14 protein-coding genes are annotated in these 13,345 nt (G+C 68.7%); 5 read left to right on the forward strand and 9 right to left on the reverse strand.

Annotated elements, in window-relative coordinates:
• Positions 1–4 precede the first annotated feature (4 nt).
• From AB0K52_RS13165 to AB0K52_RS13180, 4 genes are read left to right on the forward strand one after another with little or no spacing between them, the layout of a single operon-like run.
• Positions 5–1,066, forward strand: coding sequence for a branched-chain amino acid ABC transporter permease (locus AB0K52_RS13165; RefSeq protein ID WP_363530690.1), 1,062 nt, complete (start codon positions 5–7; stop codon positions 1,064–1,066).
• Positions 1,063–1,899 carry an ABC transporter ATP-binding protein gene (locus AB0K52_RS13170; RefSeq protein ID WP_363530693.1) on the forward strand — a complete coding sequence of 279 codons (837 nt, stop codon included), beginning with the start codon at positions 1,063–1,065 and terminating at the stop codon, positions 1,897–1,899. Before AB0K52_RS13165 ends, AB0K52_RS13170 begins: the two co-directional genes overlap by 4 nt.
• Positions 1,886–2,593, forward strand: coding sequence for an ABC transporter ATP-binding protein (locus AB0K52_RS13175; RefSeq protein WP_363530696.1), 708 nt, complete (start codon positions 1,886–1,888; stop codon positions 2,591–2,593). The genes AB0K52_RS13170 and AB0K52_RS13175 overlap by 14 nt, the downstream gene beginning before the upstream one ends.
• Positions 2,594–2,627: 34 nt before the next feature.
• Positions 2,628–3,458: an NAD(P)H-binding protein gene (locus tag AB0K52_RS13180; RefSeq protein WP_363530699.1), complete on the forward strand. Its 831-nt coding sequence runs from the start codon at positions 2,628–2,630 to the stop codon at positions 3,456–3,458.
• Positions 3,459–3,462: 4 nt separating this feature from the next.
• Here AB0K52_RS13180 and AB0K52_RS13185 read toward each other — a convergent pair whose 3' ends face one another.
• The 4 genes from AB0K52_RS13185 to AB0K52_RS13200 form a co-directional block, all read right to left on the reverse strand.
• Positions 3,463–3,918, reverse strand: coding sequence for a GNAT family N-acetyltransferase (locus tag AB0K52_RS13185; protein WP_363530702.1), 456 nt, complete (start codon positions 3,916–3,918; stop codon positions 3,463–3,465).
• 103 nt (positions 3,919–4,021) lie between these two features.
• The gene (locus AB0K52_RS13190) at positions 4,022–6,049 is read right to left on the reverse strand and encodes a DUF222 domain-containing protein (RefSeq protein ID WP_363530705.1); all 2,028 of its coding nucleotides are present in this window, start codon (positions 6,047–6,049) and stop codon (positions 4,022–4,024) included.
• A gap of 402 nt (positions 6,050–6,451) precedes the next feature.
• The gene (locus tag AB0K52_RS13195) at positions 6,452–6,835 is read right to left on the reverse strand and encodes a VOC family protein (protein ID WP_363530708.1); all 384 of its coding nucleotides are present in this window, start codon (positions 6,833–6,835) and stop codon (positions 6,452–6,454) included.
• Positions 6,836–6,890: 55 nt separating this feature from the next.
• Entirely contained in the window at positions 6,891–7,463 is a 573-nt protein-coding gene (locus AB0K52_RS13200) for a helix-turn-helix domain-containing protein (RefSeq protein WP_363530711.1), read from the reverse strand.
• A gap of 100 nt (positions 7,464–7,563) precedes the next feature.
• Here AB0K52_RS13200 and AB0K52_RS13205 point away from each other — a divergent pair, with 100 nt between their 5' ends.
• Entirely contained in the window at positions 7,564–7,941 is a 378-nt protein-coding gene (locus tag AB0K52_RS13205) for a DUF4267 domain-containing protein (RefSeq protein WP_363530714.1), read from the forward strand.
• A 40-nt stretch (positions 7,942–7,981) separates the two neighbouring features.
• Here the strand turns inward: AB0K52_RS13205 and AB0K52_RS13210 are convergent, their stop codons facing one another.
• From AB0K52_RS13210 to AB0K52_RS13230, 5 genes are all read right to left on the reverse strand, one after another.
• The gene (locus AB0K52_RS13210) at positions 7,982–9,667 is read right to left on the reverse strand and encodes a hypothetical protein (RefSeq protein WP_363530717.1); all 1,686 of its coding nucleotides are present in this window, start codon (positions 9,665–9,667) and stop codon (positions 7,982–7,984) included.
• Positions 9,648–10,445 (reverse strand): carbohydrate ABC transporter permease, encoded by a 798-nt coding sequence (locus AB0K52_RS13215; RefSeq protein WP_363531431.1) that lies wholly within the window; start codon positions 10,443–10,445, stop codon positions 9,648–9,650. The genes AB0K52_RS13210 and AB0K52_RS13215 overlap by 20 nt, the downstream gene beginning before the upstream one ends.
• Positions 10,446–10,519: 74 nt before the next feature.
• On the reverse strand, positions 10,520–11,434 hold the full coding sequence (locus AB0K52_RS13220) for a sugar ABC transporter permease (protein WP_363531434.1): 915 nt from the start codon (positions 11,432–11,434) through the stop codon (positions 10,520–10,522).
• A gap of 19 nt (positions 11,435–11,453) precedes the next feature.
• Positions 11,454–12,722 (reverse strand): extracellular solute-binding protein, encoded by a 1,269-nt coding sequence (locus AB0K52_RS13225; RefSeq protein WP_363530720.1) that lies wholly within the window; start codon positions 12,720–12,722, stop codon positions 11,454–11,456.
• A 212-nt stretch (positions 12,723–12,934) separates the two neighbouring features.
• Positions 12,935–13,297 (reverse strand): hypothetical protein, encoded by a 363-nt coding sequence (locus AB0K52_RS13230; RefSeq protein ID WP_363530722.1) that lies wholly within the window; start codon positions 13,295–13,297, stop codon positions 12,935–12,937.
• Positions 13,298–13,345 lie beyond the last annotated feature (48 nt).

The raw sequence follows: 13,345 nt of genomic DNA on the forward strand, positions 1-13,345 counted from the left end.
TGAATTGGCAACCGCGACCATGGTCCTCACCCGAGTGAAAGTCCAACGCCGCTTCGGCCTCGCCCTCCGCGTCACCATAGTGATCGCCCTCCTCGCCCTCGCCGCTCTGCCGCTCCTCCTCGGCGGCGACGTGTGGGCGCAGCGCATCAGCCGCGCCGCGATCTACGCCGTCATCGGCCTCTCCATCAACACCCTCACCGGCCACGCCGGCCAGATCTCCCTCGGCCACCAGGCCTTCGTCGGCATCGGCGCCTTCGCCGCCGCCTTCATGGCCTCCCGCCTCGGCGCCCCCCTCGGCTTCGGCCTCGCCGCCGCAGCCGCCGCCGGCGCCCTCACCGCCGCCGTCATCGGCCTCGTCGCCCTCCGCGTCACCGGCCTCTACCTCGCCCTCGTCACCCTCGCCTTCGGCCTCACCGCCGAAACCACCATCTTCAACTGGCGCGAGTTCACCGGCGGCGGCGCCGGCGCCCTCGCCCCCCGGCCCGCCCTCCTCGCCTCCGACCACGCCTTCGCACTCCTCTGCCTCGGCGTCCTCGTCCTCGTCCTCTACCTCGACTGGCGACTCGTCTCCACCAAGACCGGCCGCGCCCTCACCGCCCTCCGCAACAACGAACGCATCGCCGCCACCCTCGGCATCAACACCACCGGCTACAAACTCGCCGCCTTCAGCCTCTCCGGCCTCATCGCCGGCCTCGCCGGCGGCCTCTTCGCCCACTGGAACCAGATCGTCCAAGCCATGGACTTCGAATTCCAAGTCGCCCTCGTCTGGGTCCTCATGACCGTCGTCGGCGGCCTCCGCTCCCGCCTCGGCGTCATCCTCGCCTCCGCCTTCTTCGCCCTCCTGCCCCTCACCCTCCCCAACTTCCTCTCCAGCCTCCCGTGGCAGCCCCCCTTCCTCAACGAAGCCGTCTACCACGTCCTCCCGCCCTTCATCGTCGTCGTCATGCTCCTCATCGTGCTGCGGTTCTTCCCCGGCGGCTTCGGCCAACTCCTCAGACCCGCCACCCGCTGGCTGAGCACCGGCAGCGCCCGCACGCCTCGCACCGCGACCGGAGACCGCACATGAAACGCCGCCACCTGCTCAAAGTCGACGGACTCATGCTCCGCTTCGGCGGCCTCCAAGTCCTGGGCGGCCTCTCCCTCACCGTCCGCGAAGGCCAGATCGTCGGCCTCATCGGACCCAACGGCGCCGGCAAGACCTCCTGCTTCAACTGCCTCACCGGCATCTACCAGCCCCAAAGCGGCTCAGTCCACTTCGACGGCCGCGACGTCTCACACCTGCCCACCCACCGCCGCGCCCGCCTCGGCATGGCCCGCACCTGGCAGAACCTCGGCGTCATCGACACCCTCACCGTCACCGAGAACGTCATGCTCGCCCAGCACCAGCGCACCGGCTACGCCGCACTCGCCGGCATGCTCGGGCTCCCCGGCACCTGGCACCGCGAACGCGAACTCCAACGCGACGCCGCCGAGATCATCGAATACTTCGGACTCGACGCCGTCGCCCACGAACGCACCGGCGAACTGCCATACGGCATCAGGAAGACCTGCGACATGGCCATGGCCCTCGCCACCGACCCCAAAATGCTCCTCCTCGACGAACCCGCCTCCGGCCTCAGCCCCGAAGAAGCCCTCGGCCTCGCCACCACCCTCCGCGAACTCCGCGACCGCCTCAAACTCACCATCCTCATGATCGAGCACCACGTCCCCCTCGTCGCCGAAGCCTGCGACTACGTCTACGTCCTCAACTTCGGCCAACTCCTCACCGAGGGCCCGCCCGCCGACATCCAACGACACCCCGAAGTCATCGCCGCCTACCTCGGCGGCACCGCCGCCGAGACCCCCGAACCACCCGAATGGCCGCTCAAACCCGAAGGAGCCGACCATGGCACTGCTTGAGGTCCAAGGACTCCGCGCCGGATACGGCCCCGTGCCCGTCCTCCACGGCGTCGACCTCGCCGTCGACGAAGGCTCCAACGCCGTCCTCCTCGGCCTCAACGGCGCAGGCAAGAGCACCACCCTCATGGCCCTCGCCGGACTCCTCCCCACCACCGGCGGCACCATCGACTACGACGGCGAACCCCTCACCGGCACCCCCGGCGCCCGCGTCAGAGCCGGCATCGTCCTCGTCCCCGAAGGCCGCCACGTCTTCCCCGCCCTCACCGTCAAGCAGAACCTCCGCCTCGGCGCCTGGACCATCCGCCGCGACACCCGCCGAGTCCGCCGCAACCTGCACGAGGTCTACCAGATCTTCCCCCGCCTCGAAGAACGCGCCGACCAGACCGCCGGCACCCTCTCCGGCGGCGAACAGCAGATGCTCGCCATCGGCCGAGGCATGATGAGCTCCCCCCGCCTCCTCCTCATCGACGAAGCCTCACTCGGCCTCTCACCCAAACTCACCGAACAGGTCTTCGCCGCCGTCAAACTCATCAACGAACGCGGCACCACCGTCCTCATGGTCGAACAGAACGCCGGCGTCCTCGCCCAAGCCGACACCGCCTTCGTCATGCAGCAAGGCCGCGTCACCATCACCGGCACCGGCAGCCAGACCCTCGAAGACGACGTCGTCCGCGCCGCCTACTTCGGCACCTGAACCCACTGCGCCACAAGAAGTTAGGATCGGTCCCATGTACTTCGTCACGGGAGCGACCGGCAACATCGGCGGCGCCGTCACCGCAGCCCTCACCGCCCAGGGCCTACCCGTCCGCGCCCTCGTCCGCGACCCCCAACGCGCCCGCCTCCCCGCAGGCGCCACCCCCGCCGTCGCCGACCTCAACGACCCCGACACCCTCACCCCCTGGCTCGACGGCGTCGAAGCCGCATTCATGCTTCCCGGCTACCCCGACATGCCCGCCCTCTACGACCGCCTCCGCCACGCCGGCGTCAAACACGCCGTCCAACTCTCCGGCAGCTCCGCCAGCAGCGGCGACACCACCAACGCCGTCACCGCCATGATGATCGACTCCGAAACCGCCGCCCGCGAATCCGGCCTCACATGGACCCTGCTGCGCCCCAGCGCATTCATGTCCAACACCCTCCGCTGGCTCCCCGACCTCCGCACCGGCGACGTCGTACGCGCCCCCTGGGGCGACATCGCGCTGGCCTGCATCGACGCCGAGGACATCGCCGCCGTCGCGGTCGAGGCGATGCGCGACCAGGCCCACGCGGGCGCCGTCCACCGCCTCACCGGCCCGCGCGCGCTGCTCCCCGCCGAGCAATTGGAGATCCTGGGCGCGGTCCTCGACCGCCCGCTCCGCTTCGAGGCCATGACCTTGGAGGAGACCCGCGCGCAGCTCGAGGCGACGATGCCCGAGAAGTACGTGCACGCCTTCTGGGACTTCTACGTCGAAGGTTCCCTCGACGAATCGGAAGTGCTCCCCACGGTCGAGCACCTCCTGGGCCGCCCGCCGCGCACCTTCGAGCAGTGGGCCGAAGCCCACGCCGCCGACTTCCGCTGACCGCCTACAACTCGGCCTGCAGGACTTTCGGCGAGGCCGCGAATCCGCTGCGGCAGTAGACCGGGATCGCGCGGGTGGTGGACTGCACGGTCACCTTCGGCAGCCCCAGCGCCCTCGCCTCCTCGAGGACGGCCGCGATGAGCCGACCGCCGAGGCCGCCGGACCGCGTCTCCGGCACCAGGTAGACCGACTGGAGATCCCCGATCGCGCGAACGAACCGGTCCGGAGTCGGCACCCGCGCGACCACCGCCAACCAGGCCATCCCGATCACTGTCCCATTGCGGCACACCACGATGCACCGGTGCGACTCGGTGTGCGCCAGCGCCCATGCGGCGAAATCCCGCTCAAAGTCCTCCCGGACCCCGCCCGGCGCCGCCCCGGCCTCCACCTCCCACTGCCAGCGCAGCCCGGCCACCGCCGGATACTCCTCGGGTCGGGCCGGGCGAATCTCGATGTCCATGCCGCCCATGCTCTCCCGAGGCCGCCGGTACGCCAAACACCGTCCCACACCACGATCCAGCCCGAGAAACCCGATGCGTGTGCCATCCTCGGCTTCACGGACCTCAGGCAGCGACTACAGGGAGGGCGAGGGTCGTAAATCCCGGCGCGGCCTTCCGCTCGGATGGGTACCAGGTTCGGGCGGCAGCGACTACCAGCTCTGATTGCGATCGGGCGGGGATTTCGGGTGCCTGGTGGGGTGATGCCTGCGGTTCAGGCGGGCGGCGACAACGAGGTCCCATGGCGCTTGGGCCGGACCTCGGCTCCCCGGCTGGGTCGGATTGCAGTTCAAGCGGGCAACGACAACGAGGCCCCATTGCGCTTCGGCCGGACCTCGGCTCCCCGCCGAGAATGAACTGCAGTTCAAGCGAGCAGCGACAACGAGGTCTGAGCGTCTCGCGGCGGGCCATCGACTGCCCGGTCTGGTGATGCGCGCGGTTCAGGCGGGCAGCGACAGGAGGGGTGGGGCGGGGCCGGATTCCGGGCGTGGGCATGCCGGAGGGCCCGAACCCATGCGGGTCGGGCTGCGCTGCTTGATGCGTGCGGCGCTTCCCCCAGCAGATGCCTCGCCTGCTGGGGCGGCCTAAGACCGGCACCGGTGATGGTGATGGGGTGGATGCCTTGAACTGCTCTCGGCATTTCGCCTTGGCTGTCCGCATGGCCTTGATCGCCCGATCCCTCTCGATCGCTTCTGTGAGGGCGTCCAGGTCGGGCTTCATAGCCTCGGACCATTCGGACCGGTAGAGCCCGGTCGGGAACACGTCCCATTCGGTGCCCTGGTTCTCGGCATCCATGTCGGCATCGGTGCGCCAGTCGGAGCAGCCACACCCGGCCGATGCCTCGGCGGGGGCGCTCTCGATCTCGTGGCCTTCGTGGTGGGTGATGACCGCGGTGCCGGGGCCGGTCTTCTCCACGCTCCAGCCCGGGGTGTGGATGCGGCCGTGATGGAACCGGCACAGCAGGATCAGGTTGTCGGCCGTGGTCGGTCCGCCATCGGCCCAATGCTGGATGTGGTGCGCCTCGGTCCATGCCAGGGGCCGGTCACAGCCCTGCCAAGCGCAGCCCTCGCTCTGTTCGAGTTCGAGCTTGCGGCGCAGGGCCGCATTCGGCAGGCGCTCAGCACGGCCCAGTTCGACCGCTTCGCCCTTGGCGTAGTCGAAGACCGAGGGGATGATGGCGGCTTCGCAGGCGAGGAGGCGGGCGCGGGCGACCGAGATGGGTTGGCCCTCGAGGAGGGGCAGGCGGCCGGTGTCCTTGCCCTGCAGGGTCTCGATGTCCATGGTCAGGTCGAGGGTGGCGGTGTGCCCGTGCCTCGTGGCCGCTTGCGGGGAGGACCCGTACCCGGCGAGGAGCTGGTGGAAGGCCTCGGCATTGCGGTTGGCCTGCGCGGGCAGCAGACCCCCGCCTTCGGCGTCCTGGTCCTGGTCTTCTTGGCGCGGGGGCGGGCAGGCGGTCTTCAGGTACTTGTCGAGCAGGCGGCCGGTCGCCTCGCACAGCTGGCCTTCCAGAGCCCACATGCCGTTGCCCTGCGGGGTGAGTTCGAGGCGCTGCATCGACTGCTCGCCCAGCGCATCGAACAGCTCGGTCGCTTCGGCGATCGAGGCCCAGAGTTCATCGAGGTGACGGCGCAGCTCGGTGAAGGTGGCGTGTGCGCAGTACTGGGCGACCATGGCCTCAGGCGTCGCGCACAGGGTCTCAGGGTCGAAGGGGGAGGGGGCCGGGGTCTGGAAGGGGGTGCGGGCGAACAGGCGCATGGCCGGGGTCTGCTCGAGCTGGCGGACGGCGTAGGCGACCTGGTCGATCCTCGCCGCTCCGGACACCGCCGCCTGGGCCAGGAGGCGGAACTTGCCTGACAGGCGGGCGATGGCCGCGATGTCGGCGGCGGTGCGGTTGTGGAAGTCGAACTGGGAGACCAACAGATCCCGCAGGGCCGAGAACCCGAACGCCGAGCGGTGGAGCCCCTGCTCCTTCATCTCGATCACCCAGGAGAGGACCTGGGCGTGCTGGGCGTTGATCAAAGAGGCGGCGTCATCGAGAGCGGAACGGATAGCGGCGGCGCGTTCGGAACCGGGGGTGCTGGTGCAAGAGCTCATCGACCGTCTCCTTCCGCTGTTCTCGAATGGTCTGACTGTTTTCGCCTGCTTGTTCGTACTTCAATGATGACAGGCGCGGGGTGGTGGTGTCATCACTCAAAGGGGTGAATAATCCATGAGGGACATTCACGAGGCGCGACGGAACCGCTGCGGCCCAAGGTGAATCGCGGGGCACGAGCGCTGCCTGGCGGCCGCACTGCACACCCGCGCCTCCCTCAGACCCTTTTGTCGCTGCCCGCCTGAACCGCGTCCGAATCGGGGCTGGCAGCCGGAGTAGCGCCCCAATGTGGCGCTGCCTCGTTGTCGCTGCCAGGTTGAACAGCAGCCAATTCGAGTCGGGCGGTTGTAGTCCGGCCCAGCCGACAAGGGACCTCGGGAGCTTTCGTACGCAATCTGGTCGAGCTAGGCCGGGTCGATGCGGGCGTGGAGGAGGCAGAACACGTTGCCCTCCGGGTCCTGGAGGACATGCCAGTTCTCCTCGCCGGTCTGACCGACGTCGGCCGGCCTGGCGCCCAGAGCGAGCAGGCGCTCGAGTTCGGCGTCCTGATCGCGGTCGGTGGGGTTGATGTCGATATGCAGGGGGAGCTTCCAGTGCTTCGGATCGGTGCTGGGGCTGAGGATCAGCGTGGGTTGGAGGCCCCCGAACCCGACGCCGGGCGGGCCGATTTCGACGCCGCCGTCGGGTTCGCGGCCGAGTTCGACGTAGTCGAGGACGGCGCACCAGAATGCGGCGAGCCGTTCGGGGTCTTCGCAGTCGAGGATCAGCTCACTGATGCGGGAGGCCATGCCCGCCAGTATACGAACGAGCTGGCGGGTGGTGGAGCGAAAGCGGGATCCGTTGCTAGGCCGGGGCTTTCGCGAAGAGGGTGATGAGCAGGTCGAGTCGCTCCTGCTGCGCGTCCTCGGGGATGCGGCCGCTCTTGAGGAGGACCGCCATGCCGTGGAGGGAGCCCCAGATGAGTTCGGCGAGGGCGGCGTTGCGGTCGTTGAAGGTGCCGAAGGCGCTGACGAACTCGTTGAAGGCCTGGCGGAGAGGGGCGGGGGTCTCGGCGTGGGCGAACTTCATCTTGGTGGGCAGAGTGAACATGGCCTGGTAGGCGGCCGGGTGGGCGGCGGCGTAGTCGAGGTAGGCGGTGCAGACCGCGCGGACGGCGTCGGATTCGGGGGCGGCCTGGCGGGCTTCGTGCAGTTGCTCGGCCATCTCGGCGATGCACTCGACCGCCACGGCGTCGCGGATGGCCTCCATGTTGGCGAAGTGGCCGTAGAGGACGGGTTGGCTGTATTCGACCCGGTCGGCCAGCTTGCGGGTGGTGACCGCCTCCCAGCCCTCGGCTTCGGCGAGTTCGCGGGCGGCGGTGATGATGAGCTGGTGTCGTTCGGCGCGTTGGCGTTCACGGCGTTCTGCGGCGGTCATCACAAGATTCTAGCATTGCTAGATTTTTAAGGGACGGTGTGTGTATCATTGGCAATGAATCTAGCGTTGCTAGATTCTTCCCCTCCCGGAAGGACGCCCCGTGCTCGCCATCATCGCCTACTCACTTGCTTCGCTCATCGGCCTGGCCGTGGTCGCCATGGGCGCCACGGGGATGCTCAAGCCGCAGTTCTACGCCGGCTTCGGCATTCCCGGCACGCCCGCCGATGACCCGGTTCTCAACTCCTGGCTGACGGTCAAGGGCGGGCGGGACTTCGGTTCCGGGGCCATGCTCCTGGTCGCGATCGCGTTCGGCACCAGCGGTGTCGCCGGCGGGGTCATGCTCGCTGCCGCTCTCATGCCTGTGTTCGACGGGCTGATCGTCGTGCGCGCGAAGGGGCCTCGATCGGCCTCCTTCGGGGTGCACTTCGCCACCGCGGCAGTGATGGTCGCTGCCGCTGTGTTGCTTCTTCTTGTCTGAGCGCCGAAGGCCGGCCCCGGGATCGGGGCCGGCCTTCGGTTCAGCGGGTTCGGATCAGCAGTGTGCACCGGCCTGACCGCGGCAGCGGCACATAGACCCGGAGGCCTTGGGCCGCATCGGTTCCCGACAAGTGCGTGTAGTCCTCGCCCGGGTGGTACCCCGGCCCCGCCAGGTTCGGGCCCCGGTCGTCGACGCTCACCGCGATCCGGTGCTCGCCGACCCGGTACGCGAACTCGCCGCCGGCCGGCTCGAACCCGCCCGACGCCAGAGGCTTCACGCCCTCCAGCTCGCCGCCCTCGCGGAACGCCAGCTCGAGCACCTGCCGCACTCGGCCGGGCTTCGCCTCGATGCCAAGGCGCACTTCGCCTTCGCCAACACGCACGCGGGCCTCGGTCTCCAGCGCGACCACATCGGTCGGCCGGTGCGGGAAGTCCATCGAAGCCGAGAACCGGCCGTCGTCCGTGAGCGCGTACTCGCCGTCCGCCCGCCGATAGGCCTCGGGCAGCGGCTGGTAGTACGAGGCCGCGATCCGCTCCGTGAGGATGAACGATCCGTTCTCGTACTCGAAATCGTCGGCCCGGAACGGCCCCATGCCGAAGAACTCCCGCGAGAGCCGCACCGAATCCAGCACCGCTCCGCCCGCGAACACCCGCAGGAACGTCGGGTTGCTCGACAGACCCGAGCGGATCCAGCCGTGCCCCGCGTAGTCCGTGCCCCCGAACACCGTCACCGCGAAGTCGCCGTCCCGCACCACCGCGAGACCCGACGAGTGGAACACCGTCTCGACCGGTCTCGTTTCCTCGGCCTCCGGGAGCACCCCGGCCAAAGCCGGCTCCAGCAGGATCTCGGCCAGCGCGTCCGCCGGGTTGGCGATAGGCGCTTCGAGGAGGTGTTCGACGATCGCGGCGAAGTCCCCGCGGCCGCGTGCGATCGCGTACCGCCGGAACTGCATCAGGAAGGGCGCCAGCGGGATCGTGCCGAGCTGGTCCTGCCGCCGCGAGTGCACGGTCTCGACCGTGCCGTCGGGCAGGGCCGTGGCGGCGACCGCTTCGAGGTTGCGGCAGACCGCGTCGAGCAGCACGGGCCGGTCCAGGGCCGTGCCGATCGCGGTCAGGGACGGGTTCGAGACGTACAGGGAGTAGTTCGCGCTCCGCTCGGAGTACATGCCGTCGGGGGCGATGTCGATCCCCTCGGAGAGCCACTCGTCGACTCGCGCGACCAGCCGCTCGTCGGGCCAGTGCGTGTTGAGGCGCGCGAGCGCGGCGCTCAGTTCCCACCGGTGGTTCGGGGTGTGGACGCCGCCGCGGCGGAGCGGCCCGGCCGCGGCCGAGGCGATGGCCTCGAGGGCTCCGGCCAAGGGCCGCAGTGCGTCCGGGACCGCGTCGCCTTGGAGGAGGGCGTACGTGTCGCAGAGGTCGTTGACGGTGAACGCCGTGTCGGGCGGGGACGCGAGGTTCTCGCCGTCGAACAGGCCGTTGCCGCCCTGCATGCCGGCGAGGAACCCGATGAGCCGGTCGGCGGTGCGCGCGGCTTCGCCGGAGGCGTGCAGGGCCGAGTCGCGGTGGACGGCGCAGGCGACGAGGGTCTTCGCGGCGGACATGACGGCCCGGTGGTGCGGCGAGCTCGAGAGGAGGCCGTCGACGCCGGCGAGCACGTCGCGCGCCCGTTCGTCGGCCGCCGCCGTGACCGCCGCCAGGAACGCGGTGTCAGTCCTTGAGTCCGGCATTGATGTCCTCGTTCATGACGTACTTCTGGAACACGATGAAGATGAGCACGAGCGGCAGGATCGACATCACCGACGCGGCCAGCAGCAGCGGCCAGTCGATGTTCTCGGCGCCCACGATGGACCGCAGGGCGATCTGGAGCGTGAACTTGCGTTCGTCGCCGACGACGATGAGCGGCCAGATGTAGTCGTTCCAGCGCCACTGGAACGAGAAGATCGCCAGCGTCATGATGATCGGCCGCGACATGGGCAGCATGATCCGGAAGAAGATCCCGGTCTCGCGCGCCCCGTCGATGCGGGCGGCCTCGATGATGTCGTCGGGGATGGACACGAAGAACTGCCGGAACATGAACACGCCGGTGACGGTGAGGATCGAGGGCACGACCAGGCCCGCCATCGTGTCGTACATGCCGAGGTCGCGGATGACGAGGAACGTCGGCGAGAGGATGACCTCGGTGGGGAGCATCGTCGTGGCGAGCAGGCAGATGAAGAAGATCCGCACCCAGAGCTTGTCCTGGTACTTCGCGAGGGCGTACCCGCACATGGCGCTCGCGATGACCGTCAGGACGGTGGTCGTGAGCGCGACGGCGAGCGTGTTCGAGAAGTACAGCATGAAGTCGAACCGGTCCCACGCCTTCTCGAACCCGGCGACGGTGGGGTTCTCGGGGAGGATCGTGAGCGGGTACTGGAACAGTTCCGAGCCGGGTTTGAAGGCGCTGAGCAGGAACCAGACGAGCGGGAACGCGTACAGCGCGGCGAGCAGCCACATGAACGTCGTCATGGGGACGACGGCGCCGAGCTCTTTGGTATTGCGCGCCTTGCGGTTCGCTTTGCGCGGTGCGGTGGTGAGGGCGCTCATGCGGATTGCCTCCGGTTGACGGCCATCTGCACGAGGGCGATGGTCAGCAGGATGAGCAGCAGGATCATGGAGACGGCGCTGGCGTAGCCGATGTCGGCGCGTTTGAAGCCGGTCTCGTAGATGTACTGGATGAGCATGACGTTCGAGGTGCCGGGACCGCCGCCGTTGAGCGCCTGGACCATCGCGAACTCCTTCATGGCCCCGAGCGAGGAGAGGAGGATGACGAGGAACGAGGTGGGCGCGATGGAGGGCAGCGTGATGTGGCGGAAGCGCTGCCAGGCGTTCGCGCCGTCGATCTCGGCGGCCTCGTAGTAGGCGCGCGGCACGTTCTTGAGGGCCGCGATGAAGATGAGCATGTTGAAGGCGGTGCCGCCCCAGGTCGCGGCGATGACGACGACCATGAGTGCGAGGTCGGGGTCGGTCTGCCAGGCGAGCGGGTCGGCGCCGAGGCGGGTGATGAGGTAGTTGACGAAGCCGAAGCTCTCGCCGAACATCCAGCGCCACACGACGCCCGCGACGATGGGGGAGATGAGCCAGGGGAAGAAGAACACGACCTTCGCGAGCGACTTGCCCTTGGTGTGGTTGGAGACCAGGAGCGCGGCGATCGAGAGCGACATGACGTACATGAGCGGGACGGCCATGACCGCGAACAGCAGTGTGCGCGTGAGCGACTGGTAGAAGGTCGGGTCGGCGAAGAGCTTCTCGTAGTTGTCGAGGCCGATGAACTCGGGCGTGCCGAGGCCGGTGTAGTCGGTGAACGAGTAGATCAGGCCCAGGCTGCCGGGCCAGACGAAGAACACCAGGAACAGGACGATGCTGAGGCCGGACAGGATGAGCGGCGCGAGTCGGTACTGGGCGCGGCGGCCCTTGCCGGGCCGCTTGCGCGGCCCGGCAGGGGTCTGGGTTCGGATGGCGGTGGCCGTCAAAGGTCTACTCGCAGACGATGTTCTCGTTGAGGCCGGCGATGATGTTGGCGATGGTGGTGGGCACGTCCTGGTCGCCGTTGGCGAGCTTGATGGCCTCCTCCTTCAGCGGGTCGGCGTCGCCTCCGGCCGTCCGGCCCTGGTAGACCGCTTCGAGCGAGTCGTTGTCCTGGGCGCTCGAGATGGGGTCGGACGCGGCGATCTCCTCGTTGTAGAGGTCGAAGCTGGCCTGGGAGGCGCCGTAGTCGATGTCGAGGCCCTGGATGACGGGCAGGAAGCCGGAGATCTCGCAGATCTCGGTGTAGTTCTCGGCGGTGAAGAGCCAGTTGACGAAGTCCATGGCGGCCTCGGACTTGTCGCCCTTGAAGACCACGGCGTAGCCGCCGCCGAGGTTGGTGGCGCGCCGGGTCTGGGCGGGCATGAGGGCCGAGGCCCATTCGAAGTCGGCGATGTTGGCCTGGAAGTCGGCGACCTGCCAGGATCCGGAGTAGTAGGCGGCGACCTGGCCGCTCTTGAAGAGCGCGTTGGCGTCGTCGCCGGAGACCCACACGGAGCGGGGCATGACGTCGTCGTCGTTGATGTCGGCGAAGAACTGGAGCGCTGCGGTCGTGGCGGCCTCGTCGGTGGAGTACGTGCAGTCGTCGCCGAGTTCGAAGCCGTTGCTGCCGAACTGGTACAGGAAGGAGCGCAGGCGGTGCGAGGACGGGTCCATGACGAGTCCGTAGCGCGCTCCAGTCGCGGCCTTCACCTCCTTGACGGCGGCGATGAACTCGTCCCAGGTCCAGATCTGGTCGGCGGTGGTCGGGTAGGCGACCCCGGCCTCGTCGAAGAGGGACTTGTTGACGTAGAGGCCCACGGCGGTGAGGTCGGTGAGGAAGGTCGGGATCTCGCCGTCCGCGTTCTCGGTGAGGAGGTTCTCCATGACGCCGTGCTCGCTGGCGACGCCGCTGAGGTCTTCGAGCTGGTTCATCCAGAGCGGGTCGATGGCGGTGACGCGGGCGAGGTCGGGCAGGCCGTCGGCCTGGGCGGCGTTCCGCAGGCGGGTGTTGAAGTCGTCGTAGGGGATGTCGTCGATGTCGACGGTCACCCCGGTCTCCTCGAAGTACTTGTCGGCCATCTTCTGGAAGCCGCCGCCTTGGTTGGCGTCGCCCGAGAGCCAGAACTTGATGGTCTTCGCGTCGCCCTCGTCGTCGCCGCCGCCGATGAAGCCGCAGGCGCTGAGGGGCAGGGCCGCCGCACCGGCGGTGCCGGCGGTGAGGATGAGTCTTCTCTTCATTGAGCTCTCTCTTCAGGATGCGGGCCGGTGAGGGACCCGTCGGGGTTCGGAGCGAGCGGTGGCGACGGCCGTGTGCTCGCTGTCGCGCCGACCACGTGTGCCAAGTCACCCGGGTATGCGCTTGCCCGACCATAGCAGATGTTTCCTAACGCGCGACAGTAGCGCGCGTTAGGTGGTATTGAACTGCAACTTTTCCTTGAGCCTAGCGCCGCCTAAGCGGCTCCGGCCCCGCTCTTCGCATCCGCCTCGCGGGCCTCGGCGGGGGCGGGTTCGGGCGCGGCCTTCTCCTCCTCGAACGCCTGGTCAGCGGCCTCGTCGGCGGCCTGCTTGAGGAGTTCGGCCGTGCGCTGGGCGCCGCGCTCGGCCGCATCGGACACGGCCGCGGAGAGGATGAGGGTGGAGCCGACGACGACGAGCGCGAGGCCGGCCGCGCCGCCGGAGACGAGGTAGGGCATCTGGCCGTCGACGTAGGCGAGCTCGGCCATGCCCATCCACGCGAAGGTGAGCACGACGCCCCCGGCCATCCAGAAAAGGAGGCCGAGGAAGCGGAGACGGGTTGCGGGGGAACCGGACACAGTCACTCCATTGTGGGCTAAGAGGGATTTTCAGTTTTCGCTACCGCG

This window comes from Glycomyces sp. NPDC049804 (genome assembly GCF_040674615.1).
In the GTDB taxonomy this organism is placed as follows: Bacteria; Actinomycetota; Actinomycetes; order Mycobacteriales; family Micromonosporaceae; genus Glycomyces; species Glycomyces niveus.

Bases quoted from the DNA above. Each gene is read 5' to 3' on its own strand.
- AB0K52_RS13180 (WP_363530699.1), top strand. From the start codon at position 2,628: ATGTACTTCGTCACGGGAGCGACCGGCAACATCGGCGGCGCCGTCACC.
- AB0K52_RS13200 (WP_363530711.1), bottom strand. From the start codon at position 7,463: ATGACCGCCGCAGAACGCCGTGAACGCCAACGCGCCGAACGACACCAG.
- AB0K52_RS13185 (WP_363530702.1), bottom strand. From the start codon at position 3,918: ATGGACATCGAGATTCGCCCGGCCCGACCCGAGGAGTATCCGGCGGTG.
- AB0K52_RS13195 (WP_363530708.1), bottom strand. From the start codon at position 6,835: ATGGCCTCCCGCATCAGTGAGCTGATCCTCGACTGCGAAGACCCCGAA.
- AB0K52_RS13210 (WP_363530717.1), bottom strand. From the start codon at position 9,667: ATGCCGGACTCAAGGACTGACACCGCGTTCCTGGCGGCGGTCACGGCG.
- AB0K52_RS13190 (WP_363530705.1), bottom strand. From the start codon at position 6,049: ATGAGCTCTTGCACCAGCACCCCCGGTTCCGAACGCGCCGCCGCTATC.
- AB0K52_RS13175 (WP_363530696.1), top strand. From the start codon at position 1,886: ATGGCACTGCTTGAGGTCCAAGGACTCCGCGCCGGATACGGCCCCGTG.
- AB0K52_RS13225 (WP_363530720.1), bottom strand. From the start codon at position 12,722: ATGAAGAGAAGACTCATCCTCACCGCCGGCACCGCCGGTGCGGCGGCC.
- AB0K52_RS13170 (WP_363530693.1), top strand. From the start codon at position 1,063: ATGAAACGCCGCCACCTGCTCAAAGTCGACGGACTCATGCTCCGCTTC.
- AB0K52_RS13215 (WP_363531431.1), bottom strand. From the start codon at position 10,445: ATGACGACGTTCATGTGGCTGCTCGCCGCGCTGTACGCGTTCCCGCTC.